General features: G+C 48.9%; 25 protein-coding genes. 14 read left to right on the forward strand and 11 right to left on the reverse strand.

The window, feature by feature from the left end; all coding sequences use genetic code 11:
• The first annotated feature begins 221 nt into the window (after positions 1 to 221).
• From ACO0LL_RS03045 to ACO0LL_RS03060, 4 genes are all read left to right on the forward strand, one after another.
• A complete protein-coding gene (locus ACO0LL_RS03045) occupies positions 222 to 1,169 on the forward strand; it encodes a MurR/RpiR family transcriptional regulator (protein WP_162057801.1) in 948 nt (315 codons plus the stop codon).
• 1 nt (position 1,170) lies between these two features.
• The gene (locus ACO0LL_RS03050; RefSeq protein WP_422949682.1) at positions 1,171 to 2,157 is read left to right on the forward strand and encodes an isoaspartyl peptidase/L-asparaginase family protein; all 987 of its coding nucleotides are present in this window, start codon (positions 1,171 to 1,173) and stop codon (positions 2,155 to 2,157) included.
• Positions 2,158 to 2,273: 116 nt separating this feature from the next.
• Positions 2,274 to 3,065: a prohibitin family protein gene (locus tag ACO0LL_RS03055; RefSeq protein ID WP_422949423.1), complete on the forward strand. Its 792-nt coding sequence runs from the start codon at positions 2,274 to 2,276 to the stop codon at positions 3,063 to 3,065.
• A gap of 76 nt (positions 3,066 to 3,141) precedes the next feature.
• Entirely contained in the window at positions 3,142 to 3,486 is a 345-nt protein-coding gene (locus tag ACO0LL_RS03060) for a hypothetical protein (protein ID WP_422949424.1), read from the forward strand.
• Between the two features lie 729 nt (positions 3,487 to 4,215).
• Here the strand turns inward: ACO0LL_RS03060 and ACO0LL_RS03065 are convergent.
• From ACO0LL_RS03065 to ACO0LL_RS03080, 4 genes are all read right to left on the reverse strand, one after another.
• Entirely contained in the window at positions 4,216 to 4,740 is a 525-nt protein-coding gene (locus ACO0LL_RS03065) for a carboxymuconolactone decarboxylase family protein (protein ID WP_186950911.1), read from the reverse strand.
• Between the two features lie 78 nt (positions 4,741 to 4,818).
• Positions 4,819 to 5,367, reverse strand: a complete 549-nt coding sequence (locus ACO0LL_RS03070) for a peroxiredoxin (RefSeq protein WP_422949425.1) — start codon at positions 5,365 to 5,367, stop codon at positions 4,819 to 4,821.
• A gap of 196 nt (positions 5,368 to 5,563) precedes the next feature.
• Positions 5,564 to 7,486, reverse strand: coding sequence for a PAS domain-containing sensor histidine kinase (locus ACO0LL_RS03075; protein WP_422949426.1), 1,923 nt, complete (start codon positions 7,484 to 7,486; stop codon positions 5,564 to 5,566).
• A 5-nt stretch (positions 7,487 to 7,491) separates the two neighbouring features.
• Positions 7,492 to 8,847, reverse strand: coding sequence for an HD-GYP domain-containing protein (locus ACO0LL_RS03080; RefSeq protein WP_422949427.1), 1,356 nt, complete (start codon positions 8,845 to 8,847; stop codon positions 7,492 to 7,494).
• Positions 8,848 to 8,973: 126 nt separating this feature from the next.
• Here ACO0LL_RS03080 and asd point away from each other — a divergent pair, with 126 nt between their 5' ends.
• The 7 genes from asd (at position 8,974) to ACO0LL_RS03115 (ending at position 13,562) form a co-directional block, all read left to right on the forward strand.
• Positions 8,974 to 9,840 carry an archaetidylserine decarboxylase gene (gene asd, locus ACO0LL_RS03085; protein ID WP_422949428.1) on the forward strand — a complete coding sequence of 289 codons (867 nt, stop codon included), beginning with the start codon at positions 8,974 to 8,976 and terminating at the stop codon, positions 9,838 to 9,840.
• 332 nt (positions 9,841 to 10,172) lie between these two features.
• Positions 10,173 to 10,388 carry a hemin uptake protein HemP gene (gene hemP / locus ACO0LL_RS03090; RefSeq protein ID WP_422949429.1) on the forward strand — a complete coding sequence of 72 codons (216 nt, stop codon included), beginning with the start codon at positions 10,173 to 10,175 and terminating at the stop codon, positions 10,386 to 10,388.
• 27 nt (positions 10,389 to 10,415) lie between these two features.
• On the forward strand, positions 10,416 to 10,775 hold the full coding sequence (locus tag ACO0LL_RS03095; RefSeq protein WP_422949430.1) for a hypothetical protein: 360 nt from the start codon (positions 10,416 to 10,418) through the stop codon (positions 10,773 to 10,775).
• A 4-nt stretch (positions 10,776 to 10,779) separates the two neighbouring features.
• Entirely contained in the window at positions 10,780 to 11,019 is a 240-nt protein-coding gene (locus tag ACO0LL_RS03100) for a (2Fe-2S)-binding protein (RefSeq protein WP_422949431.1), read from the forward strand.
• A gap of 8 nt (positions 11,020 to 11,027) precedes the next feature.
• A complete protein-coding gene (locus ACO0LL_RS03105; RefSeq protein ID WP_422949432.1) occupies positions 11,028 to 11,705 on the forward strand; it encodes an energy transducer TonB in 678 nt (225 codons plus the stop codon).
• 419 nt (positions 11,706 to 12,124) lie between these two features.
• A complete protein-coding gene (locus ACO0LL_RS03110; RefSeq protein WP_422949433.1) occupies positions 12,125 to 12,646 on the forward strand; it encodes a hypothetical protein in 522 nt (173 codons plus the stop codon).
• A gap of 205 nt (positions 12,647 to 12,851) precedes the next feature.
• On the forward strand, positions 12,852 to 13,562 hold the full coding sequence (locus ACO0LL_RS03115) for an alpha/beta fold hydrolase (RefSeq protein WP_422949434.1): 711 nt from the start codon (positions 12,852 to 12,854) through the stop codon (positions 13,560 to 13,562).
• Positions 13,563 to 13,572: 10 nt separating this feature from the next.
• Here the strand turns inward: ACO0LL_RS03115 and ACO0LL_RS03120 are convergent, their stop codons facing one another.
• From ACO0LL_RS03120 to ACO0LL_RS03140, 5 genes are all read right to left on the reverse strand, one after another.
• Positions 13,573 to 13,815 carry a hypothetical protein gene (locus tag ACO0LL_RS03120; RefSeq protein WP_422949435.1) on the reverse strand — a complete coding sequence of 81 codons (243 nt, stop codon included), beginning with the start codon at positions 13,813 to 13,815 and terminating at the stop codon, positions 13,573 to 13,575.
• A 132-nt stretch (positions 13,816 to 13,947) separates the two neighbouring features.
• Positions 13,948 to 14,673, reverse strand: a complete 726-nt coding sequence (locus tag ACO0LL_RS03125; protein WP_422949436.1) for a hypothetical protein — start codon at positions 14,671 to 14,673, stop codon at positions 13,948 to 13,950.
• A gap of 105 nt (positions 14,674 to 14,778) precedes the next feature.
• Positions 14,779 to 16,026, reverse strand: a complete 1,248-nt coding sequence (locus tag ACO0LL_RS03130) for a hypothetical protein (RefSeq protein ID WP_422949437.1) — start codon at positions 16,024 to 16,026, stop codon at positions 14,779 to 14,781.
• A gap of 13 nt (positions 16,027 to 16,039) precedes the next feature.
• The gene (locus tag ACO0LL_RS03135) at positions 16,040 to 16,765 is read right to left on the reverse strand and encodes a hypothetical protein (protein ID WP_422949438.1); all 726 of its coding nucleotides are present in this window, start codon (positions 16,763 to 16,765) and stop codon (positions 16,040 to 16,042) included.
• 193 nt (positions 16,766 to 16,958) lie between these two features.
• On the reverse strand, positions 16,959 to 17,282 hold the full coding sequence (locus ACO0LL_RS03140) for a hypothetical protein (RefSeq protein ID WP_422949439.1): 324 nt from the start codon (positions 17,280 to 17,282) through the stop codon (positions 16,959 to 16,961).
• 479 nt (positions 17,283 to 17,761) lie between these two features.
• Between ACO0LL_RS03140 and bfr the strand changes: the two genes are divergently transcribed.
• Positions 17,762 to 18,238, forward strand: coding sequence for a bacterioferritin (bfr, locus tag ACO0LL_RS03145; protein WP_422949440.1), 477 nt, complete (start codon positions 17,762 to 17,764; stop codon positions 18,236 to 18,238).
• An 89-nt stretch (positions 18,239 to 18,327) separates the two neighbouring features.
• On the opposite strand, the gene ACO0LL_RS03150 is transcribed toward bfr, so the two are convergent.
• Positions 18,328 to 18,936: a glutathione S-transferase gene (locus tag ACO0LL_RS03150; protein ID WP_422949441.1), complete on the reverse strand. Its 609-nt coding sequence runs from the start codon at positions 18,934 to 18,936 to the stop codon at positions 18,328 to 18,330.
• 264 nt (positions 18,937 to 19,200) lie between these two features.
• Between ACO0LL_RS03150 and purB the strand changes: the two genes are divergently transcribed.
• Entirely contained in the window at positions 19,201 to 20,568 is a 1,368-nt protein-coding gene (gene purB, locus ACO0LL_RS03155) for an adenylosuccinate lyase (RefSeq protein ID WP_422949442.1), read from the forward strand.
• Positions 20,569 to 20,654: 86 nt separating this feature from the next.
• Here purB and ACO0LL_RS03160 read toward each other — a convergent pair whose 3' ends face one another.
• A complete protein-coding gene (locus ACO0LL_RS03160; RefSeq protein WP_422949443.1) occupies positions 20,655 to 21,860 on the reverse strand; it encodes a sterol desaturase family protein in 1,206 nt (401 codons plus the stop codon).
• A gap of 253 nt (positions 21,861 to 22,113) precedes the next feature.
• Between ACO0LL_RS03160 and ACO0LL_RS03165 the strand changes: the two genes are divergently transcribed.
• Positions 22,114 to 22,650 carry a cytochrome b gene (locus ACO0LL_RS03165; RefSeq protein ID WP_422949444.1) on the forward strand — a complete coding sequence of 179 codons (537 nt, stop codon included), beginning with the start codon at positions 22,114 to 22,116 and terminating at the stop codon, positions 22,648 to 22,650.
• Positions 22,651 to 22,678: the final 28 nt, after the last annotated feature.

A 22,678-nucleotide genomic window follows, 5' to 3' on the forward strand; every position in this document is an offset into this window, starting at 1 on the left:
CAATCTTTTCAATTACACCACCATTAGCTTGCGTAAATTCAGGTAAATTCAGAACAAAATTTGATGTATTTTGTTTATCCTGACAAATCTCCTAAATAGACCAAATTATCCAAAATATGTACGGAGAGAGACATTCATCGATTTGACACGATTCATTTCTTTACAATTTAAATCGATGAAATTATATTTACATTTCTATTTCACCGGAAAAGCCAGTCGATATGAATCGTCCTGATACGCAATCCCTGGGTGGTACTGTTAATGCGCGCATAGGCAAGGTCTATATGAACTTGTCAAAAGCGCACAGAAAAGCAGCCGATTATGTGCTGTCGAATGTATTTCGATCAGCCACCATGTCTATCGATGAGTTGGCAAATGCCGTCGGCATCTCGGTGGCCACGGCAAATCGCTTTGCCAGGGCGCTGGGCTTTGAAGGTTATCCGCAATTCCGTGCTGAACTGGTATATGGCTTTGAAGCCATGCTGGCACCTATCGATAATCTGCGCAGCGAAATCCAGCGCCCTGCCACCAGCACAGAAATTATCTCCAGCTCACTCAATGAAGACATGGCGAATCTGGAAGCTACCCGCCGCGGCCTGGCTCCTGATTTGTGCAACCATGCCGTGCGCCAGATCCTGAATGCCGAAAGAATTTACATCGTCGGCTATGGGGCGAGCGCCTTCCTGGCTGGCCTGATGGCGCATAGCCTGGACCCGTTCTGTAATACCGTGCAATCAACTCTGGGCTCGGGCGGGCCATCGAATGTCGCGCGGCAGTTGTTCAAATACACAGAGCGCGATCTCGTCATCGGCATTTCTTTCCCGCGCTATGCAGAAGATGTGGTCACTATCCTGCAGCAGTTGCGCGAGAAAGGCGTGCCCATCCTGGCATTGACGGATGCACCAAGTTCACCATTGGCCTCACTGGCGAACATCACCCTGTATGCGCAAACCCGCCGCAACTTCTCTCCCAATTCCGAGGGCGCAGCGCTGTGCCTGATAGAAGCGATTTGCAGTGCCGTCGCCCACCAGGCCAAAGCCCCGGTACATGCTGCATCTGAAATGACCAAGTTCATGCTGCCATGGTTGTATCAGGAACCGAATGCCACGACCCGCAAGCAGCATGCGGCGGCGGCCAGCAAAATCATCGACATGGACAGGCCAGCATAAGATGGCCGCACCTGCTGCTATCGCCATACACGGTGGTGCTGGCACGATTCTGCGCAGCAGCCTGACTGCAGAACAGGAAGCGCGCTATCTGGATGCATTACGCTCTGTCGTCACTGCGGGTAATGAGGTATTGGCACAAGGTGGCAGCGCGCTGGATGCTGTGAGCCTGGCTGTCAGCCTGCTGGAAGATTGTCCGCTTTTCAACGCAGGCAAAGGCGTAGTATTTACCAATGCCGGCACCATGGAAATGGACGCCGCCATCATGGATGGCAAAACCCGCCGTGCAGGTGCCGTGGCTTGCATACAGCATGTGCGCAATCCCGTTCGCGCTGCCAGAGCCGTCATGGAGCACAGCCCGCATGTCTTGATGGTAGGCAAAGGCGCAGAAGAATTCTTGCGCCAGCATGGCCTGCAATTCGAAGATCATGCTTACTTTTATACCGAAGAACGCTACGCGCAATTGCAACGCGCCCGGCAAGAATCTGGTGTGCTGCTGGATCACGATGCAGCAAATTTGCTGAGTACGTCATCCAAATCGGCTTCAGAACCCGCGCCACTTGATCCCGATAAAAAATTTGGCACGGTAGGTGCCGTTGCGCTGGATGTACACGGCAACCTGGCTGCAGCCACTTCGACAGGTGGCATGACCAACAAACTGCCTGGCCGCGTCGGTGATACGCCCATGCTGGGTGCCGGCTGTTATGCCGACAACCAGACCGCTGCCCTGTCTGCAACGGGCACGGGGGAAGCCTTCATGCGCAGCCTGGCATTGCATGATATTGCTGCGCAAATGCAATACCTTGGGCTGAGCCTGGAACAGGCTGCCAATAATGTCGTCATGGACAAACTGCCCCTGTATGAAGGCCAGGGTGGCATCATAGGCATAGACAAACTTGGCAATATCGTCCTGCCCTTCAATACCGAAGGCATGTACCGCGCTTATCAACGCGTGGGCGAAGCAGCGTTTGCGGCAATTTATACAAACTAACAGTACGTAAAAACAGGACGTAAAATAAGCGGTAGTTTTGCCCTCCGATTACCGGGAATACTTATGTAAAAAACACCTATACTGCGGGTGTTTTCATTCCTTGAGTTCAAAAAATCATGCGTAATTTTCTTCCCAAGTTTGCGGTCGGCCTGATCACCTTGCTGGTCCTGTTCATCCTCAATCCCTTCGCTACTATCCCCGCTGGTCATCGCGGTGTGCTGACAACATTTGGCAAACCTTCGGATGAGGTTTACAGTGAAGGCATACATTGGGTATGGCCTATTGCCCAAAAAATGCAAAAAGTCTCTGTCGCCATACAGAAAGGCGAAGGTGATGGCGATGCTGCTTCCAAGGATTTGCAAACCGTTCACACCAAGATTGCGATCAACTATCACGTCAGGCCAGATGCAGTGGTCTCGGTTTTCCGCGATCTTGGTAATGAACCTGGTGAACGTATCATCATCCCCAGTGTGCAGGAAGCAGTCAAGGCAGTAACTGCCCGTTTCACAGCAGAAGAACTGATCTCACGCCGCTCACAAGTGCGTGATGAAATCATCCTGGCCCTGAAAGAACGCATGGCAAGACATGGCCTGGTGGTCGATGAGTTTTCCATCGTCAACTTCAACTTCAGCCGCACCTTCAATGAAGCGATTGAAGCCAAGACCACCGCCGATCAATTGAAGATGAAAGCCGAGCGTGACCTGCAAAGGATAGAAGTCGAAGCCAAACAAAAAATATCCCGCGCCCGGGCTGAAGCAGAAGCACTTTCCCTGCAAAGACAGCAAGTCACACCAGAACTGCTACGCCTGCGTGAAACCGAGAACCAGGCCAAGGCCATAGAAAAATGGGATGGCCATTTGCCAACCACCACAGGTGGAGCAATCCCATTCATTAATGTTGGAAAATGAGCTGGCAAATAAGTTGCAAAATAAGTCGTTAAATAAGTCGGTAAATATTTAGAAATAAGCGAGGAACAAGCCAGCCATGTCAGACCAAAAATCATCCGCCCGCTTCACCGCGTTTTGCATACTCTTGCTGGTCATCTGGTATGTCATGGACAGTCCCATCGATTTAAACCTGGACTGGAGTCCGGATGATTTTGATATTTTTTCTGACAATGGCTTTTCAATCGGCGGCATCGCTGTTGCACTGGTCGCCATCGTCTTTGCCATGATCATGGCAGGGCTGGTGATTGCGGGGGTATCGTTCTTGCTGGTGGGTTTTGCGGTGCTGATAGGTGGCTTGTTTTTGATGATATTTTCGCCGTTTTTATTGCCGGTTTTATTGCTGGTTGTGGTGCTCGGGATTTTTAAGAGGAAGTCGCGGTAGGGAGATTGTAGTAATTTGAAGTGCGGGGAAACTGGGTTGTTATTGGGTTTGACGCAGCTTTTGACGCTGCTTTTGATTTTCCGCAGTTCCCATGTGTCGACGCCGATTGTGCAGTACAGAAAATGGAAATAGAAGAGCCGCTGTCTGAGCCGCAGGCGAGTTTCGGATCTTCCCATTTTTTGTACTGCACAATCGGGAACCCCGCAGGGGCGACGACGCCTGGGTCGCCTTTCTTTGAATACGTTCTTTGGCGACGCAAAGAAAGTATTTCGGCCGCCGGGCCGAGACCCGGCCTGGTTCTACGGAGGGCAATCGCTTTAATCATAGTACGGCAATGCAACGAAAAACACGGGAGCGCTGGTTCGGTGGCCTCCAGCTTTTATAGTGACGAATACGTGCATGATAAGCCCAGTGTTGGGCTGATAAAGCGTAGCCTAGCGAGGCCCGGCCCAACCTACATGAAATACGGCAATGCAACGAACGCCGCTGGAGCGCCAGCCCGGTAGCCTCCTACCTGCGCAGGAGCGACGAATCTGAGATTGCACTTTGAATTATTATTGCTGCTGATCGACAGAACCCCATCCTCATCCCAAGCTTCTCCACCGCACCGCTTGCAAGCAACTTAGCGATTCGTGGCACAAAGCTGCGCTTTGCGAATTCCCGCAAATCTCCTTGAAGGAGAAGCGGCCAAAACACAAGAGCCACCAACCGCAAGCCACTTAAAACTAATTACACAGTCTCAGCAGAAATAACCTGCGCCGCCGCATTCACAACAGCAGCAATACGACCGACATCCCGTAACTGCGTTGCCGACATACCTTCCTTCTTCAACAACTCAAAATGCGATTTCACGCAGAAATGGCATTTACCGATGATGGAAGCCGACAAGGCATACATCTCGAAACGGCGTTTATCAACACCGCCATTGGTTGCATAGGCATTCATGCGCAACTGGGCGGCCTGGGTTTTCAGGTCTGCATCGTCTGCCATTTCTACATACGGGTACCAGACATTATTCATGCCCATCAAAGCCGCTGCTGTCAGCGCTGCATTGATTTCTTCTGGCGTGATTGCGCCACTGGATTTGATGGCTTCAATGATCACTGTGCTTTTCGCTGCGAAGGCTGCTGCCAGTGCCACGCCTACCGCGTCATTGCCTTCCAGGCTGGAGCGGGCGATCGTGCCATCGATGTTCAGACGGATATCCTTGGCGTAATCAGGGATACGACTTTTAATTAAATTCAAGAATTCCATAGTATTTACCTATCAAAAAGTGGTTTTAAAACCCGCCGTAGCGGGTTTATTTTACATCTACAGCATGCACTCTCTAAATTACAGAGTTGCGCCGCCTACTGTACGGTTGCATGGGCACAGTTCGTCTGTTTGCAGACCATCCAGAATACGCAGGATTTCTGTCGGGTTACGGCCAACATTAAGGTTGTTGACAGAAACGTGCTGAATGACATTGTCAGGATCAACGATGAAAGTCGCGCGCAGTGCAACGCCGGCGTTAACATCACGTACACCCAGCATATCAACCAAAGAGCCTGTTGCATCGCCGAACGCATAGTGGTTCAGTTTGTCCAGGTCTTTGTGTTCACGGCGCCATGCCAGTTTGCAGAATTCGTTATCGGTAGAACCACCCAACAAAATAGCATCGCGGTCTGCGAAGTCGCTAGTCAGTTTGGCAAATTCAACGATTTCAGTTGGGCAAACGAAAGTAAAATCTTTTGGGTAGAAATAAATGATTTTCCATTTGCCTGGGAAAGAAGCTTCAGTGATGTCTTCAAATGCGGAGACGCCATTTTCTTCATGATGATTGAAGCCTGGCTTGGCTGCTGGAACTTTGAATGCGTCGAGTTTTTGACCTACAGTTTTCATTAAATTCTCCTGATGACGTAACAAGGTGAACAATATGTCCACAACGGAAAGAAGCATATCACTATGAATTTTAAATATCCAATAGATTTTAACTACTATGCAATTAGCTAAAACCTTGTCCTGAATATACCAATGAGCAGGCTGCGTGTATGCAATGAGGAGATAAGGTGTAATACCAGAATATCAAGTCTGGCTACTATCTGTCGTGGCGGCGATGAGCGGAGGCCAGTAGCGTAAACCAGAATATGCTGCCCTTGCCCTCTTCCGTTTCAAAGCCGATTTCACCACCCATTTTTTCGACGAAGGTCTTGGTGATATTCAAACCCAGGCCGGTACCGCCCTGTTGCCGGGTATTGGTGCCGTCTGCCTGGGCAAATTTCTTGAACACCTGATCCTTGAAGGCCTCGGGTATGCCTTGCCCATGATCTTCAACCTCGACCTTATAAATGCCGGCATTGTCGGTAATGCGGATTTGCACTTCAGCCCCATTCGGGGAAAACTTGGCAGCATTCGACAGTAAATTGGCAAATACCTGCATGACGCGCACATTGTCTCCCATAGCCCAGGCGTTTTCCGGGTGACCAGCGAAGCAGTAACGCACATTCAGGGCCTGGGCATAACCGGCATTGGCTTCTATCGCCTGCCTGGTCACGGCAACCAGGTCGAAGCGCTCGATATTGATGACCATTTTGCCGGAGGCCAGCTTTTCCATGTCCAGGATGTCATTGACCAGCACACCCAGGCGCTGGCAATTCCTGTGCGCGACCTTGATGAGTTGCATGGTCTTGGCGGTGAGCTCACCGGCGACGCCACTCTCCAGTAAACCCAGTGCACCGCGTATTGACGTCAGTGGGGTACGCAATTCATGGCTGACAACGGAAATGAATTCAGACTTGATGCGGTCAGCCTTGCGTTGTTCAGTCAGGTCCAGCACAAAGCCCACCCACTCTTCGAGCGAACCTTCGAGTTGCGCCAGACCTACCATGACGGGAATACGCTGCCCATCCTTGCGTATCAACTCACCTTCATAGGGCCTGGCCTGACCATGCTGACGTATTTCTGCCATGGCATTCTGGTGCAGGGTGTGACTTTCTTCTGTGGTTCTTTCCAGCCAGCTCATGCCAGACTCGACAAACTCCCGCCTTTGCACACCAGCCAGTTGCAGCAAGACATCATTGGCTTCGGTAAGCCGGCCACTGAGGTTACCCTGCATGATGCCAATGAGGCTGGAATTGACGAGGCGGCGCAGGCGTGATTCACTGATCAGCAGCGCTTCCAGCATGCGCGATTTTTCCTTGCTGGCGCGCTCAGCTGCATCCCTGGCTGCCACCAGACTGCACTCAGCTTCTTTCATCTGGGTAATATCGCGCACGCTGAAAACCCGCCCTACCCGCCTGTCACGCATGAATTCTGGCTTGGACACACAGATAAAATAACGCCCGTCTTTCAGGGTCATCAAATCTTCTGTTTCAAGGTTGGGGTCATCCTTGATTTTTTCGAGGCTGGCAAAAAAACCGTCGGCGTCTTGCAAGGCATGCTTGAGATGGGCAAACATCTGCACTTCATCACGCGACGCCAGCAATTCATCTTTCAATTGCCACATGGAAGAAAAGCGCTGGTTGATGTTCACCACATTGCCATTCAAGTCTATCGACAGGATGCCCTCAGCAGTGGCATCGAGCGAGCTTTGCAATTGTGCTACCAGATGCACATGCCCATCGACCAGTTCGCGCCTGTGGGTAATGTCTTCGGCATGGATGATAAAAAACTCTTTGCCACTATCAGCAAAAGTCGAAACGCGTTTTTCTACCGGAAAAGAAACACCATGGAGGTTGATCCATTCGCTTTCCGCAACAGCCCTGCCCTCAGCCTGCGCATCTGCCCGCAAGGCTTCCCAAAAGAAGACATCCTGCAAGGAACACTCTATATTTGCCAGTGGTGAACCCAGTAATTCATCTCGGGTATAGGCCAGCATCAGGCAGGCAAGCTGGTTGGCATCGACCAATACCATATGCTGCATATCCACCACCAGAATCGCTTCACGACTATGGTTGATGATATGGCGCAGTAATCCATGGTTCAAAACGGATACTGACTGTGACATGCCGGCGTCGGTCATTTCTGCTAATTCTGGCCTGGTAAAGGGCCGCCCTGTGTTTTCTGCGATTGCGAGTCAAAATAATAATTGACCCTTTTACGCGGGTTCAGGTAATTAAAAATTGCCCTGGGCAACAAGCCTGGCCTGATGCTGGCATTGATGGACAATTCCTTGTTCTCTTCTGCGAGATCCAGAATGATGGCATCTTCCTTGGGAATCTCGGCGTCATACACCAGCACGCGTGGCCGCAAGGGCTTGCCTACATTCACATTCATGACCAGGCCAACGGCCTCGTTCGATAATCTGACCAGGGTACCTGGTGGATACACACCCAGGCTCTTGACCAGGGTAGCCATGATGGCAGTATCAAACTGCGCACGCCTGTGGGCATACATGGTCGATAAAGCCTCATGCGGGGTCAATGACTGTTTGGGGTCATTGTGGTTACACAAATTATCGTACACATTGGCAATCGTCACAATACGCGTATGCATGGTGATCGCGTCACCTTTCAGTTGGTGTGGATAGCCGGTACCGTCCATGAATTCATGATGCTGGGCAATGACATCAAGCACCACTGGCGACAAGCCTGCTTTTTTACCTACTTCAAGCCCGTATACCGGATGCAGCTCAAAGAAATTTTGCTCAGGCCTGGTCAGTGGCTCAGTCTTGTGAACGATATGCTCGGGCACATTGACCTTACCCAGATCATGGAACAGCGCGGCAATGCCTATTTCCTTGATCATCTCATCGCTGCATTTCATTTCATTGGCCAGCATCATCGCCAGCACCGAGACATTCAATGTATGAAAATACAATTCCTCATTGCCAGCTGTCTGTTGTATCAGGTGCATGACGGTGTCGTTGCCGCTGAGTAGCACTTCTGACATGCTATCGACCAGCTTGCCTGCTTCGACTATGGTTTCCTTTGGTCTGGAAAAAATCAGGCGGTTGATATTTTTGACCACGCTGGCAGCCTGCACGAATTTTTCTTCGCAGCGGGCAATTTCGTCACGTTGCTTCTGCAGTTTTTCAAAACGTGCGCGCTTGGCATCCATGATGCTGGCATACACTTTTTTGGGCGCGGTATCGGCTACCTGAGCTGGCACAGCCTGAGGAGTAGTGGGCGGCTTCGCAGCGACAGGATCGGATTTGGACGGGATATAGCGTACATGCTTGAGCTTGAGCGCGATCAGGTCGTCAATCTGATGTTGACTGGTGATCTTGAACGAGTTCATCGGAAAAGAATGCTGGAACCAACTCAGGTCGAGTTTGATGAACATTCCGATCCGGATCTGATCAATCACAATTAGCTGGCTATCATCAGACATGGGGACGCAATAATAAGTATTTCTATTGACGATAGCATACGCCCCCCTCATTTGCAAAAACCTTAGCTCAGGAGAAACAATTTATCACGATGCGTCTGCGATTAGCGCAGAAACAGCAGGCTTTTGCCCGCTCAACGTTATAATCCACTTCCTGTACATTTTGAAAAGTGAGTCGCCGTGTCCGATCGCCTTGCCGTCCTGCCCCAATATTTAATGCCTAAACAGGCTCTGACTGTATTCGCCGGCAAAGTTGCCAATGCCAAGGCAGGCAAGCTCACCACCAGCCTGATACGCTGGTTTGTCGGCAAATACAATGTGAATATGCAGGAGGCTGCCAATCCGGACATCAGCAGCTACGCCAGCTTCAATGAATTTTTTACCCGCCCGCTACGTGCGGATGCACGCCCGTTCGCCAGCAGCGACTTGCTGAGCCCGGTAGATGGGGGCATCAGCCAGTTCGGCCCTATACAAAAAGACCAGATTTTTCAGGCCAAGGGGCATAGCTATAGCACTACCGCCCTGGTCGGTGGCGACAGCCAGTTGGCCTCACTATTTGAAGATGGCAGCTTTGCCACGCTGTACCTGAGCCCGCGCGACTACCACCGCATACATATGCCTTGCGATGGCCGCCTGACGCGCATGATCTATGTGCCAGGTGCATTATTCTCGGTTAATCCAACCACCGCGCGCGGTGTGCCTGGCCTGTTTGCCCGCAATGAACGCGTGGTATGCGTATTTGAATCCGCCTTTGGTCCTTTTGTGCTGACACTGGTCGGTGCTACCATCGTTGGCAGCATGGCCACTACCTGGCATGGCATCGTCAACCCGCCCCGCACAGCCACCGTGCGCGAATGGCGTTACGATGACCAGCAAATCATCTTGAAAAAGGGGGATGAAATGGGCAGGTTCCTGCTGGGCTCAACTGTCGTCATGCTATTCCCCAAAGGCACGGTGGAGTTCAACCCGGCCTGGACGCCGGCCAAAGCCATTTGCATGGGTGAGGCCATGGGCGAGCACCCCTCAGACCATCTAACATCCAGCTAAATCATATAGGCTGCTCACAGAAGTTGTACCCGTCAAGACCGCTGTAAGACCGCACCTCACATTCACGGCCCAGGCAACCCATACAGGATGCCTGGGTAAGTATCCAGCCAAGCCCCCATAGTCTCTTCAGTATTTCCATACCAAAGCAGCAAGCATTTGCCAGAAGCATTGCCTTGCGGCCATTTTTCCGGCGTATTTAGTTTGCCACTTTAATGAGCAAGGCAAAAGTAAACCTTGAACTGATGAATATCAACAAAAAACACTTGCCAAACATGTTCGAATATTCAATAATCTAAATAAGAATTGTTATCGTTTAGATTTGCAAGGTAAATATGACTACATATAACGCTCTACACCAGCACGCTGATCTAGCTATTACAGCAGCGACAACAGCCGTAAAAACAGCAGCAGCGCAAGCTCCAAAAGAAATCCCGCGTATCAAGAGCGGTGATCTGATGCAGCAAAAGCGTGAACTGGAAATTGATCATGCGGGTCGTATTTACCGGCTGCGCATTACGCAACTGAACAAGCTCATATTGACGGCGTAAAACGCTGATCATACTTGGAGACTGGACATGCCAGGTGGAACGCTGACGAACGAAGAATTATCGGGTTTGACTGCCACATCCAAGCAGCCTGAACTGCTGGTTTCTGCAGTATTGCACCTGATGTCGCATTACACAGTCAACAGCACGAATAGTACGACCCAGGAAGAGGCTGAGCAAGCCAGCACCAGGCTGGCATCAGTCATAGAAAGACATTTGAATGCGCTGGCGAATTTGCCGGATCTGGCACCTGTGCTCAAAGCCACTTGCCAGCAATTATCCGAGCAATGGGCCAGCCTGGTAGAAAAGAAGGCAGCGCAAAAAACCAGATTGCGCAAATTGGGCTGGTTGCTGGCCTTCACCGGTAAAAAATCTGCATTAATGGAGTAGCTTCATGATTGTATGCGTTTGCAATAATGTATCGGAAAAGAAAATTCATCAGGCTGTCGCCATGGGTGTCAGCACGATGGCCGAACTGCGCGAGCAACTTGATGTAGGCACTTGCTGCGGCAAATGTGCCGGTTGCGCACGCAAAGTCATGCGCCAGTGCCTCGATGAGAAAAGCAATAATGCATCCGGCTTCCAGAACTTCATTCAACAACTACACTTCCAGCCCAACGCCGTCACTGCGTGAGGTTTACCATGTCCACACTCACTCTACAACAAGCCCCACAAGACTTTACTGCCCCCAAATCCCGCATCCTGTCGCTTGGTGCCATCGTTGCAGCGCACCTGGCCCTGTTTTACGCTTTGCAGCATGGTTTGCTGACACACGCGGTACAAATATTGCCCAAAGAAGTCGTCATGACCTTTGTCGAGCCACCCGCAGTAAAATCAGAACCACCACCCAAGCCAGTCCCCCTGAAAAAACTGACGACAGTACAAGTACCCGTCCCGGTGGTCCCGCATATCGTTCCAGTGGTAGAAATACCGGCGGATGTACATCAGATTACGACACAGGCAGCCCCTCCTGCACCACAACCGGCACCTGTTGCAGCAAAAGTGGAAACCGCCCCGGCACCAGCCGCTCCGGCACAGCCAAAACAGATCAGTGCGGTTGAATATGTGCGCGCGCCGCAGGCAGATTATCCAGCCATGTCCAGACGCATGGGCGAAGAAGGCAAAGTGACCCTGCGTATATTGGTCAATGAAAAAGGCCAGGCAGAAAAAGTCGATGTACAAAAATCATCCGGCTCGAACCGCCTTGACGAAGCCGCCAAAGTTGCCATATTGCGCGCTATTTTTAAACCTTATTTTGAAGATGGCAAAGCCCTGACAGTGATTGCCACGGCAACGATCAGCTTCTCGCTGAGCAGCTAAAAAATCCCCTCCCCGGGACAAGCCAGATTGCGGCAATTGCGCGATCTGGCTTTTTTTATTTCTGTGGCACATTCAGCTTTTCCTTATTTTCTTTGATAATGGCCGGCTCGGTATTGGTAAGGACATGGATTCGCTTAAGCAGTGTTTGCACAACCTCAAGATAAGCCCTTTCGAAGTGTATGGAACTCGCCTCCTGAATGATCGACACACTTGGAGAGTTTCAAAAAATGCAATCAGGTGAAAATATCGGCGACCACTTATAGAATTTATCAATTGGAATTCATCAGCCTTTAATCCAACCTCAGTGAGCCATTAGTGAGCCATTAGTAAGCTTAATACCTGGCATCAACAAAATTCGATAGCTCCAGCAACGGACGTGCATTACCCTGACGAATATAAACAACCAACCAGGAGTAACCATGAAGCTGTCGTCTAATAAAACTTTGATTGCCCTGATCTTCCTCGTGCTTGGCAATATCACGAACCTTAGTGCCGTTACAGCAGCCAATACAGAAATGCCGGGTTGGAATGTACCTGCCAAACAGGATGATCAACAGTTACGACAAATTTTGGCAAATTATGTCCAGGCATTCTCAAACGGTGACCGGGTTTTATTTGAATCACAGCTTCTGGACCTGAATATTCCGTTTTCGTACATCCCTGACAACATCAACGGAAACAAAAAATATGGTTTGCAAAGCATACAAAAATACGCCGATTTCAGAAAGTCAGTATTTGAAAGTGGTAGCAAATTGAAGCAAAGATTTTCCAACATCAAAATCGAGCAACTTGGAAGTTTAGCCCAAATTTCGCTAGACTATGAAAGCGCCGGCAGGGACCAGGACTATCAGGGAAAGGGATGGAAAGTGATTCAGCTTATCAAAATCAACCAGCAGTGGAAAATAGCCAGTGAATTTTACAATGGCTATCCGGATAAATGACGGGCTGGACTTACTTAGCCTTATCTGCGTTATCAATCTCATCAGCGGCATGACAAACTGTGCCCTGGCTTCATGGAGCATCTGTGCAGGCATTGAAAATTTTCACCATGATCGACCCGAGAAATTCATTCCTGACACAGCATTAGCGTCAAACATCGGAATTTACATCCAACAATAATTTAACTGGATCCTTCTGGATACGTAAATGCAGCCTATTGTCCTAGTACCCGGATTGCTTTGTTCAGCAGAAGCTTTCGCCTTCCAAATACCTGCTTTGTGGCAGTTTGGGCCCGTGACTATTGCATCGACGCTGGAGGGGAAATCAATAGCCGAGATGGCGTCCACAATCCTGGCCACAGCACCCTCTCAATTTGCACTCGCCGGCATTTCAATGGGTGGTTATATTTGCCTTGAGATCATGCGACAGGCACCAGAGCGCGTACTCAAGCTTGCGCTTCTAGATACATCGGCGCGCCCGGATAGTGCTGAGCAGATCAAACAACGTCGAGCCATGGTTGCAAACTTCCGCGAAGGTGACTTTACTACGCTCGCATCAGAAGCTTTAAATTCCATTGTCCATCCATCGCATAAGGGTGACGCCAACTTGTGCGAGATAAATATCCGAATGGCGATGGCAGTTGGCATCGATGCTTTTGAACGGCAGACTGATGCAATTATCTCGCGTGTAGATAGTCGCCCCTGCTTATCATTTATTTCAGTACCGACGCTTGTTCTCGTAGGAGATTCAGATATTCTCACCCCACCAGAATTAGCTGCAGAAATCGCAGCAGCTATTCCCGCCGCGCGATTGACGGTCATCCCTCAATGCGGCCATGCGTCTACACTCGAACAACCTCTCGCCGTTAACAGTGCCTTGATCAAGTGGATCGCTGATCCCCTGGAAACTCCAGCTTAGTTGCAAGCTGCTATATTCCCTGTTGCATAATTTCATGACCCATCACAAAAATCAACTCGGCCTTGTCGCGTGGATTGGTGTCGGCACCTTTGAGTGCATCCATCGGTACATTGATGGCTTTTGCACTTGGGTCATACGAGCCGCCAGTACCAGAGCTGGGGGGCAGTGCCTGAAATTTGCTTAAGTAGCCTTTATCGACAGAGTCGAGGATACGTTTCTTCAAATCGGGAGAGGCGTCGAGGACCTTGGCCAAATCATCACCCGGATTATTATTCGCAGTCTTGTTGGCATTACCGAAGTCCTTGAGAATCTGATGAAGCTTTTGCTAAGCAATCGGCGGTGCCACATTCGGGTTGTGATTTGGTCCGGTCATATGACATCGATTTTAAGCGCTAATGGTGATCATGGAGACGCAATCGTGATCAGGCTTTTCTTTGCTTTCTCCACGAATGTCCATATGAATCACAATTTCATCACGTGAGAAAATCCAGGTAACGCGGCGACCGTGTTCGCCATAAACAGGCTTCTGTTGAAAGCCGAGTTCGTTCAATCGTTTTGCATAGGCTTCAAAATCGATTTTGCAGATCGTGGTCATATCGGCGTGGCTATGAGTTTGATCGTCGAAGGAAAATAGCAAACGGCTGCGCTCGCCATCTTTGCTACCGGAGATCACGGTAATATTAAAGAACCAGGTATCAGTAATTTTCGCTCCGGTTCCATATTCCCTGGAATTTGCAGGATCAAAGTAAACCTTGAGACCAGTCGCGATTTCCAGATTTTTGGCAGAAATATCCTCAGCCGTTTTAATCTTGCCTATCAAGTCCAGCATACGCTTGTTGATTTCCTCAGCAGTCATTTGCGGAACTTCCGGCGATACGCTTTGATGAGAGATATCCATAAATTTCTTGTTTGCGATAGAAGTTGAGGAAGAGTAGGTACCAGAAGAATTATTTCCTTCTGCCAATGCGCCACGGCTTTGCGCACAAAATGTCGAAAGCATGGTAATTAGCACTAAAGCGAAGACCAAACGACTGGTGCTAATGCGGAGATGCTTTGCCAACTCTGCATTTGAAGATGAGAGAGACGACGAAACAAAAGCTCTGGATCGCATAACCAGGTCCTTTCAAATTATCAACACCTGCGTATACATATATAAAACTCAGGGCAGTTGCAAGCGTCCCTATTCCTGGTTACATTTTTATGTAAATTCTCGCGCTCACCCTGGCTTGGGTTGAGCGGCTTTAAGTGATTCGGGCACGCTCCTGAGCAAACGGCTGGATGGCGTATCGTCGCCCATGAGCAGGTCTGCACTGTTCTTGGCGGGCGACATGGGCACAGCCTTTGACGAGTTCAGCGGGACGGCTGTTCCGTCAGGCAGATCACGTTTGGTATCCCTCGCCAATGCATGGCTCGTGACAGGACTTACCGGAGGAGCAGGGTTAGGATGCGCGTTCGGATCGAAAGTTGCAGGCTGTTTCTTGCCATCGCTGGTATCGACATAAGAAAAGGCTTTGTTGTCGGAAAACTTTACATTCTGATTGATCAGGTCTTGTTGCAAGCCCAGGCGCTTCATGTCGAACTGCACTTCAGGCGTCGCGTATTTCTTGTCAGTTTTGTGATAAAAATCCTGATACGCTTTCTCATTGTTACCCGCAACATTGACTGCCCAGCTACCGTAGAAGTTGGTGTAATCGAGATTGTGATTTGACCCAAGCCTGGACTCCTTTGCGGATTTATCAAAGTAATACTTGCCCATGGCTGCGACATTATCCTTTGAATAGGGCATGCTCATGTCAGCATCGACGGTCAGGCCTGGCTTCATCGCGTAGTTATAATTTCCTGGCGTGCCGCTCACGGTAATGAAATCCTGCATGCGCCCCGGAGCAGTATCGTAAATGTCTTCAAGCGTTGCTTTGGGGTTGGCTTTCCTGGCTTGCGAGACAATCGCATTGAAGCCGCCGATATGTGCAGAGGCCTCGTCTTTACGAGAAGCCTGGATAAAGTCTTCAGTCACCTTGGTATAGTCGTGCGGCGATGCCTTGCTCGTTGCCAGCACCTTAGTCCCAGCAAGGAAATCCTGGGTTATCTTTTTGGTTGCGGCAGCATTGAATGAATGCTGGATTTCGTGACCCATCACAAAAATCAACTCACCCTTATCGCGTTCGTTCGTACTGGCTTTCTGGAGTACATTCATCGGGACATTGATGGCTTTTGCACTCGGGTCATACGAACCGCCTGTGCCAGAATTGGCAGGAAGCGCCTGAAATTTAGTTAAATACCCTTTATCGACTGAGTCAAGAATGCGCTTCTTCAGATCAGGAGAAACCTCAAGAAGCTTGGCCAAGTCATCGCCGGGATTATTGTTCGCGGTCTTGTTGGCATCACCAAAGTCCTTGATGATCTTATCAAGCTTTTGCTCAGCAGTCGGTGGCGCCGCATTGGGTTTGGGATTCGGTCCGTTCATGTGACTTTTCCCTCTAGACGTCAATGACTATCATGGAGACACAATCGTGTTTCACATTTTCGTCACTTTCTCCACGAATGGAAATTTGTAATTCGACTTTACCGCGCGAGAAATTCCAATAAATGAGTCGATTGTGTTCGCCATAGTAAGGCTCTGATTGAAAACCGAATTCAGTCAGGCGTTTCTTATAGGCCTCAAAATCGACTTTGCAGATCGATGTCATATCGGCACCGCTATGGGTTTGGTCGTCAAACGAAAATATCAGCCGACTGGCTTCGCCGTCTTTGCTACCGGATATCACTTTAATGTTAAAGAACCAGGTATCGGTAATTTTTGCTCCAGTCGCATATTTACCGGGATTATCAGCGTTAACGTAGACCTTGAGGCCAGTCGCAATTTCCAGATTTTTGGCAGAAATATCCTCAGCCGTTTTAATCTTGCCCATCAGGTCCAGCATGCGCTTGCTGATTTCCTCGGCAGTCATTTGCGGTACTTCTGGAGATGCATTTTGATCAGAGGTTTCCATAGATTTCTTGTTGGCGATAGAAGTTGAGGAAGAGGCAGTACCCGAAGAATTATTTCCCTGTGCCGGTGCATCACGGCTTTGCGCGCATGAAGTCGTCAGCATGACAAGTAAGGCCGAAGCAAAGACCAGGCGAATGGCGTTCATACGCCTATGTTTTGCCGGCTCTGCATTTGAAGTTGAGGGCGATGATGAAGCAATGGTACTGAATTGCACTATTAGATCCTTTCGGATTATTAACAAGCGAAGAGTTCCTGACCTACAAATCAAATCGCACAATATTTTCAGGCCGACTCAAAGTACTTTAAATATTGCCAACTTAGCAATCGCAGTATACCACCCTTGCCGTCACCGTCAACAGACTCAGCTCTGCGAAGTGAAGAGATCATACGAATGAGAAAAAACTGGCTCAGAGATCGACCAATTCCAGCACTTTTGGATCCTCAGGTGCAAGCTTCAATGCTCGGTCAAGTAATTTTTGGAAGCCTACATCATCACCAGCGGACCAATAACAAAGCGCTGAATAAACTAGTGCACTGATATTCTTGGAATCTAGCTCCAACACTCTTCCGAAAAATCGCAAGGCAATCCCCGGTTCAGACGCCATAACGTCTTCTCCATAAGCAAGTAATTCGTTAATCGAGGATTCATCCCGTATCGAAGCGCATAACAGTTTTCGGGCATCCACATACGCACCAATCAGTAGATGATATTTATTTCGAAACTCATCCATATCTGCTTTCAAAGAACATAAAAGCTTTAGTCAAATTTTTCACTACTACATTAGCGATAAATAAATCGGATTTTTGTCCGGGCAATATGAAACCAAAACAGCTTAAAAAAAGCTCAGCTTGAAAGAGCTGAAATTTAAGGTCTGCAAATTATTCAATTCAACAATCAAGCGAACAGCGAGCCAGAACCAGATGCAAATGTCTAGTGATAAATTTAGCGCAAACTAAGGCTAAGCACTGAAAGGCTTTTTCTCTTTTCAGAGTTATAGAAAACTAAATGAGAATAATTGCTCTTCACCTCCTCAATCAGCATCAAGAATATTGTCTCACTCAAGCATTTAATTCATTAAATTCAGTGATGCAGGTCATCTTCATTTTGCAACTGCTGCCGAATGATCTATCATGTGATAAAAGCCTGCAAGCATAAAGCTCGTCAGCAAACACCTCACCATCAATATCCATAGCCACAGGAAGGAAAGCCATGAAAGGCGACGCGAAAGTCATCAAACTGCTTAATGCACAACTCACCAATGAATTGAGTGCGATCAATCAGTATTTTTTGCATGCACGCATGTACAAGCATTGGGGCTTTGAAAAAATAGCCAAGAAGGAATACGAAGAATCCATAGGCGAAATGAAGCATGCTGACAAACTCATCGACCGCATCCTCATGCTGGGTGGTCTGCCAAATCTGCAAGCCCTGCACAAGCTGATGATAGGTGAAGAAACGGTAGAAATGCTGGGATGTGATTTGAAGCTGGAAGTTGCTGCGCAAAAGACAGTCAAGGAAGGCGTCGCCACCTGTGAAGCAGTCGGCGATTATGTGTCACGCGATTTGTTCCAGGTCATTTTGGAAGATACTGAAGAGCATATAGACTGGCTGGAGACGCAGCTGGAATTGATAGAGAAAATCGGTATCCAGAATTATTTGCAATCACAAATGTCTACAGAAGAATAAGTCACAGCAATTTTTTTGCTTCGCTAAAAACAAGAAAGGGATGGAGCTTGCGCTACATCCCTTTTAGTTTTCAGTCCGGCTTTTTGTATTTATTGTGGCAAAGTGTCTTTGAAAGAAGCACGTTCCGATAATTTATCGAACAGTTTTGCGAGATTTGGATAGTCACCACGCCAGTCTATTTCCGGGAAGCGGAAGCCCAGCCAGCCCAGTGCGCAGGCCACGCTGATATCAGCGAGGGTCAGGTGATTGCCGGTACAGAACGCGGTATCACCAAGGCCACTAGACATGGATTTCAAACCCGCATGCACCTTGCTCATTTGCCTGTCTATCCATTCCTGGCTTTGCTGTTCAGCAGGGCGCAAGGTTTTTTCCAGACGTACCAGAATGGCGGCATCCATGATGCCATCTGCCAGGGCTTCCCAGCATTTAACTTCCACACGTTCACGGCCTTGCGAAGGAATGAGCTTGCCGACTGGCGTCAGGGTGTCGATATATTCGACAATGACGCGCGAATCAAACATGGCACCACCGTCTTCCATCAAGAGACAGGGTACTTTCCCGAGGGGATTTGATTGCTGTATTGTGGAGTCTGCTGCCCACACATTTTCTTGCACAAAAACGTAATCAAGTTTTTTCTCCGCCATGACAACGCGGACTTTTCTGACAAAAGGACTAGTGATGGAGCCAATAAGTTTCATAGGAATCTGGTAGTAGGTTTAGCGCGGATTATAGCATCGCCTGCCTGTAAACCCATGCTTGCGGGGGCTGACGTGCGGAGCAGCAACATCACTACGATTCTATAATTTGAACGCATTCAAATGGTAAAATCGCGTATACGGTGCAAAAAAAACTGTATTTGCACAACAATTGTAAATTTTTGCCAAATCATGGTGATTTGCAAAATCTACACTTTTGTTGTTTTTTGCGCAAGGCTTTCTGTCATTCCATCTCTATAGTCCATCATGTCCCTATCCTCACTCTCTGCTCTCTCTCCACTCGACGGTCGTTATGCAAGCAAAGTGGATGCCTTGCGCGCCACCTTGTCTGAAGCTGGCTTCATGCATCACCGCGTTAAAGTTGAAGTGTCCTGGCTGCAAGCTTTGTCACAAGCCGGTTTTGATGAGATCAAGGCTTTTTCCCCGGAGGCAAATGCCTTGCTCGATAAACTCGTTGCCGGGTTTTCTGAAGCAGATGCGCAACGCATCAAGGAAATCGAAGCCGTCACCAACCATGACGTCAAGGCGGTTGAATATTGGCTCAAAGAGCAAGTCAAGGATGTGCCTGAACTGGTTGCTGCCAGTGAATTCATTCACTTTGCCTGCACTTCTGAAGATATCAATAACACTTCTCACGGCATGATGCTGAAGACAGCGCGTAATGAGGTGATGCTGCCATCGCTGCAAAAGCTGATCAGCAAGCTTACAGAAATCGCACATGCAAATGCTGAAGTGCCTATGCTTTCCCGCACCCATGGTCAGACAGCCAGCCCAACTACCCTGGGCAAGGAAATGGCCAACGTCGTTGCACGTCTGCAGCGCGCCATCAAGCGTATAGAACAGGTAGAAATTCTGGGCAAGATGAATGGCGCAGTGGGCAACTACAATGCCCACCTGTCTGCCTACCCGCAGCATGACTGGGAAAGTTTTTCCAAAAACGTCGTGGAGCAGCGTCTGGGCCTGACCTATAACCCATACACGATACAGATCGAGCCGCATGATTATATGGCCGAGATGTTTGATGCCTTCGCACGCGCCAACACCATTCTGCTGGATCTGAACCGTGACATCTGGGGTTATATTTCTGTCGGCTATTTCAAGCAAAAAACCAAGGCAGGCGAAATCGGTTCATCCACCATGCCGCATAAAGTCAATCCTATCGACTTTGAAAATTCTGAAGGCAACCTGGGTCTGGCTAATTCGCTGTTGCGTCATCTGTCTGAAAAATTGCCAGTTTCCCGCTGGCAGCGTGACCTGACTGACTCTACCGTCTTGCGCAATATAGGTGTAGCTTTTGGCTACACCTTGCTGGCCTACGACAGTTGCCTGCGCGGCTTGAACAAGCTGGAAACCAATCCAGAGCGCCTGGCAGCAGACCTTGATGCAACCTGGGAAGTATTGGCAGAACCAGTGCAAACCGTGATGCGCCGTTATGCAGTTGAGAACGCTTACGAACAATTGAAAGAACTGACTCGCGGCAAAGGCATCACCAAAGCCGCCTTGCAAGAGTTTGTTGAAGGCCTGGCGATCCCGCGCGATGCCAAGGATTTGCTGCTGGCAATGACACCGGCGAACTACACTGGTATTGCGGCGAAACTGGCGAAAGCGATTTAAACTAAGTTTTAAAAACTGGGTTTTAGCAGCACCAAACAAAACAGGCAGATCAAATGATCTGCCTGTTTTGTTTTTATTGTTACTCTCTATTTCTGCGAACGGAACGGGAACATCAGCTGTTTCACGAAACCGTCCGGCATGTAGTCACCCTGCACGCCATATTTCTCAGGGAATCCTTTTTGCCCCTTGATTGCTGTACCAAATAGATGATCAAGGAAGGCATAGTGTGCCGCATAATTTCTGTCTATCGCCACATCATCTGATGAATGGTGCCAGTGATGAAAGTCAGGTGTGACGATCACATACTTCACAGGTCCCCATGGCAGATGCACATTCGCATGGTTGAATACGGCCTGGAAGCCAACCACGATGATATAGACATCCATGACAGTCTTGTCAAAACCCAGCACATACAGGGCACCCAGTACACCAACGCGGGTGCAAATCAACTCCAGGATATGCTGACGCGAACCGGCCAGCCAGTCCATGGTTTTTGCTGAATGATGGACTGCATGGAAGCGCCACAAGAATGGAATCTCATGATAAGCGCGATGCGTCCAGTACTGCACCATGTCAGCAGCCAGGATACACAGCAGTAACTGCGGGAAGAACCAGATGGACTGCACAAAGTCGCGCACGCTGTCATGTGCCATCCAGCCAAACAGGCGGTGTATCGCGAAATTGACAGTCAACAATGCCAGCCCGACGATAAAGTGATTGACGGCAAAATGCACCATGTCGGTTTGCCATTCGCGACGGAAAATCAACTGCCCTTTGTACAGCGGGAAGATTTTTTCGATAACGACGAAAATGATCGTCGAGCCCAGCAAATCGAGAATGAACCAGTCCAGACCTATATATGGCGTGTGATCAGGAAAATCAGCAACAGGCACATGTGATCCGCCAAAAGCCACGGCACCAATAACCAGAGCTGCTGCCACCGCATTCAAGCCACGGCGGCGATTAAACAGTATATTCAATAAACTGATCACACCAGAGAGTACCAGCGCAGCAAATAGAATATGACGTATGACGTCCGGGGAATAGTTTTTACGCAATTCAGGCGTGGTCAGATACTGTGGGAAGTGGAAAGCTATCACGCCCAGCAAACACAGGAAAGCCAGCGTTAATGCCAGCACGCCACTGGCAAGGCCAGTGCCCGGTTTCAATGGCCCGCTCTGGTCCAGCAAGCCTGTGGTTTCAGTGACGGCACCTGCTACGTTGCCAAGTACGGTTTTGGCAGGATCGACTAATAGTTTACCTAGGGATTTTTCTGGAATTTCTGGTTTCATTATTGATATGATGAATTGGCAAGTAAGCCAATGATAAATGAATGCCTTAATGGCAGGGGAAAAACCTTTTTATGGCAAATTGCGCGGAGATTCCGGGCAAAGTATAGCCGGAAGACTCAGTTTCAAAAACAAAATGTAGCAGCTGCTTACATAATATTCGCTTAAAAATTGGGCGGCTCTCAGCAGACTTTCTTTTTTTGCGCTATATTAGTTCTACTTCGAACTAATTATCTCTTTCATCAGAGGAGCCAGCATGGCAGCCACTCAAAGATATTCCAATGTCAGTATAGCCTTGCACTGGCTGATTGCTGTACTCATCATCGCCGCCTTTATTCTGGGCAATATCATGGTTGATATGCGTATCAGTCCAACAAAGTTGCAATATTTCTCCTACCATAAATGGCTGGGGGTGACGGTACTTGCTTTTGTTGCCATACGTCTCATCTCACGCCTGATGAGCAAGGCACCGCCTTACCCTGAGAATATGGGCAAGGTCCAGACCCAGCTGGCGAATGCTACCCATATCCTGCTGTATGTACTGATGTTCACTGTGCCCTTGTCTGGTTATTTTTACACCCTGGCAGCGGGCTATCCGGTAGTCTATCTGGGCTTATTCGAATTACCAGTATTAATAGCTCCCAACCCGGAAATCAAGGGGACTTTGAAAGAATTGCATGAAATTTTAAACAAAGTCATGTTCGTTCTAGTCTTACTGCATGTCGCTGCGGCGCTCAAGCACCATTTCTACGATAAAGACGGGCTCCTGAATCGCATGCGCCCTCGTTTTTAATTTCTCTTTTTAATATTTTTAATTAATA

Origin of the sequence: Undibacterium sp. TC4M20W (assembly GCF_049340245.1) — a bacterium.
Lineage (GTDB): Bacteria > Pseudomonadota > Gammaproteobacteria > Burkholderiales > Burkholderiaceae_D > Undibacterium.

Bases quoted from the DNA above. Each gene is read 5' to 3' on its own strand.
- ACO0LL_RS03045 (WP_162057801.1), top strand. From the start codon at position 222: ATGAATCGTCCTGATACGCAATCCCTGGGTGGTACTGTTAATGCGCGC.
- ACO0LL_RS03050 (WP_422949682.1), top strand. From the start codon at position 1,171: ATGGCCGCACCTGCTGCTATCGCCATACACGGTGGTGCTGGCACGATT.
- ACO0LL_RS03055 (WP_422949423.1), top strand. From the start codon at position 2,274: ATGCGTAATTTTCTTCCCAAGTTTGCGGTCGGCCTGATCACCTTGCTG.
- ACO0LL_RS03060 (WP_422949424.1), top strand. From the start codon at position 3,142: ATGTCAGACCAAAAATCATCCGCCCGCTTCACCGCGTTTTGCATACTC.
- ACO0LL_RS03065 (WP_186950911.1), bottom strand. From the start codon at position 4,740: ATGGAATTCTTGAATTTAATTAAAAGTCGTATCCCTGATTACGCCAAG.
- ACO0LL_RS03070 (WP_422949425.1), bottom strand. From the start codon at position 5,367: ATGAAAACTGTAGGTCAAAAACTCGACGCATTCAAAGTTCCAGCAGCC.
- ACO0LL_RS03075 (WP_422949426.1), bottom strand. From the start codon at position 7,486: ATGACCGACGCCGGCATGTCACAGTCAGTATCCGTTTTGAACCATGGA.
- ACO0LL_RS03080 (WP_422949427.1), bottom strand. From the start codon at position 8,847: ATGAGGGGGGCGTATGCTATCGTCAATAGAAATACTTATTATTGCGTC.
- hemP (WP_422949429.1), top strand. From the start codon at position 10,173: ATGACTACATATAACGCTCTACACCAGCACGCTGATCTAGCTATTACA.
- ACO0LL_RS03095 (WP_422949430.1), top strand. From the start codon at position 10,416: ATGCCAGGTGGAACGCTGACGAACGAAGAATTATCGGGTTTGACTGCC.
- ACO0LL_RS03100 (WP_422949431.1), top strand. From the start codon at position 10,780: ATGATTGTATGCGTTTGCAATAATGTATCGGAAAAGAAAATTCATCAG.
- ACO0LL_RS03105 (WP_422949432.1), top strand. From the start codon at position 11,028: ATGTCCACACTCACTCTACAACAAGCCCCACAAGACTTTACTGCCCCC.
- ACO0LL_RS03110 (WP_422949433.1), top strand. From the start codon at position 12,125: ATGAAGCTGTCGTCTAATAAAACTTTGATTGCCCTGATCTTCCTCGTG.
- ACO0LL_RS03115 (WP_422949434.1), top strand. From the start codon at position 12,852: ATGCAGCCTATTGTCCTAGTACCCGGATTGCTTTGTTCAGCAGAAGCT.
- ACO0LL_RS03125 (WP_422949436.1), bottom strand. From the start codon at position 14,673: ATGCGATCCAGAGCTTTTGTTTCGTCGTCTCTCTCATCTTCAAATGCA.
- ACO0LL_RS03130 (WP_422949437.1), bottom strand. From the start codon at position 16,026: ATGAACGGACCGAATCCCAAACCCAATGCGGCGCCACCGACTGCTGAG.
- ACO0LL_RS03140 (WP_422949439.1), bottom strand. From the start codon at position 17,282: ATGGATGAGTTTCGAAATAAATATCATCTACTGATTGGTGCGTATGTG.
- bfr (WP_422949440.1), top strand. From the start codon at position 17,762: ATGAAAGGCGACGCGAAAGTCATCAAACTGCTTAATGCACAACTCACC.
- ACO0LL_RS03150 (WP_422949441.1), bottom strand. From the start codon at position 18,936: ATGAAACTTATTGGCTCCATCACTAGTCCTTTTGTCAGAAAAGTCCGC.
- purB (WP_422949442.1), top strand. From the start codon at position 19,201: ATGTCCCTATCCTCACTCTCTGCTCTCTCTCCACTCGACGGTCGTTAT.
- ACO0LL_RS03160 (WP_422949443.1), bottom strand. From the start codon at position 21,860: ATGAAACCAGAAATTCCAGAAAAATCCCTAGGTAAACTATTAGTCGAT.
- ACO0LL_RS03165 (WP_422949444.1), top strand. From the start codon at position 22,114: ATGGCAGCCACTCAAAGATATTCCAATGTCAGTATAGCCTTGCACTGG.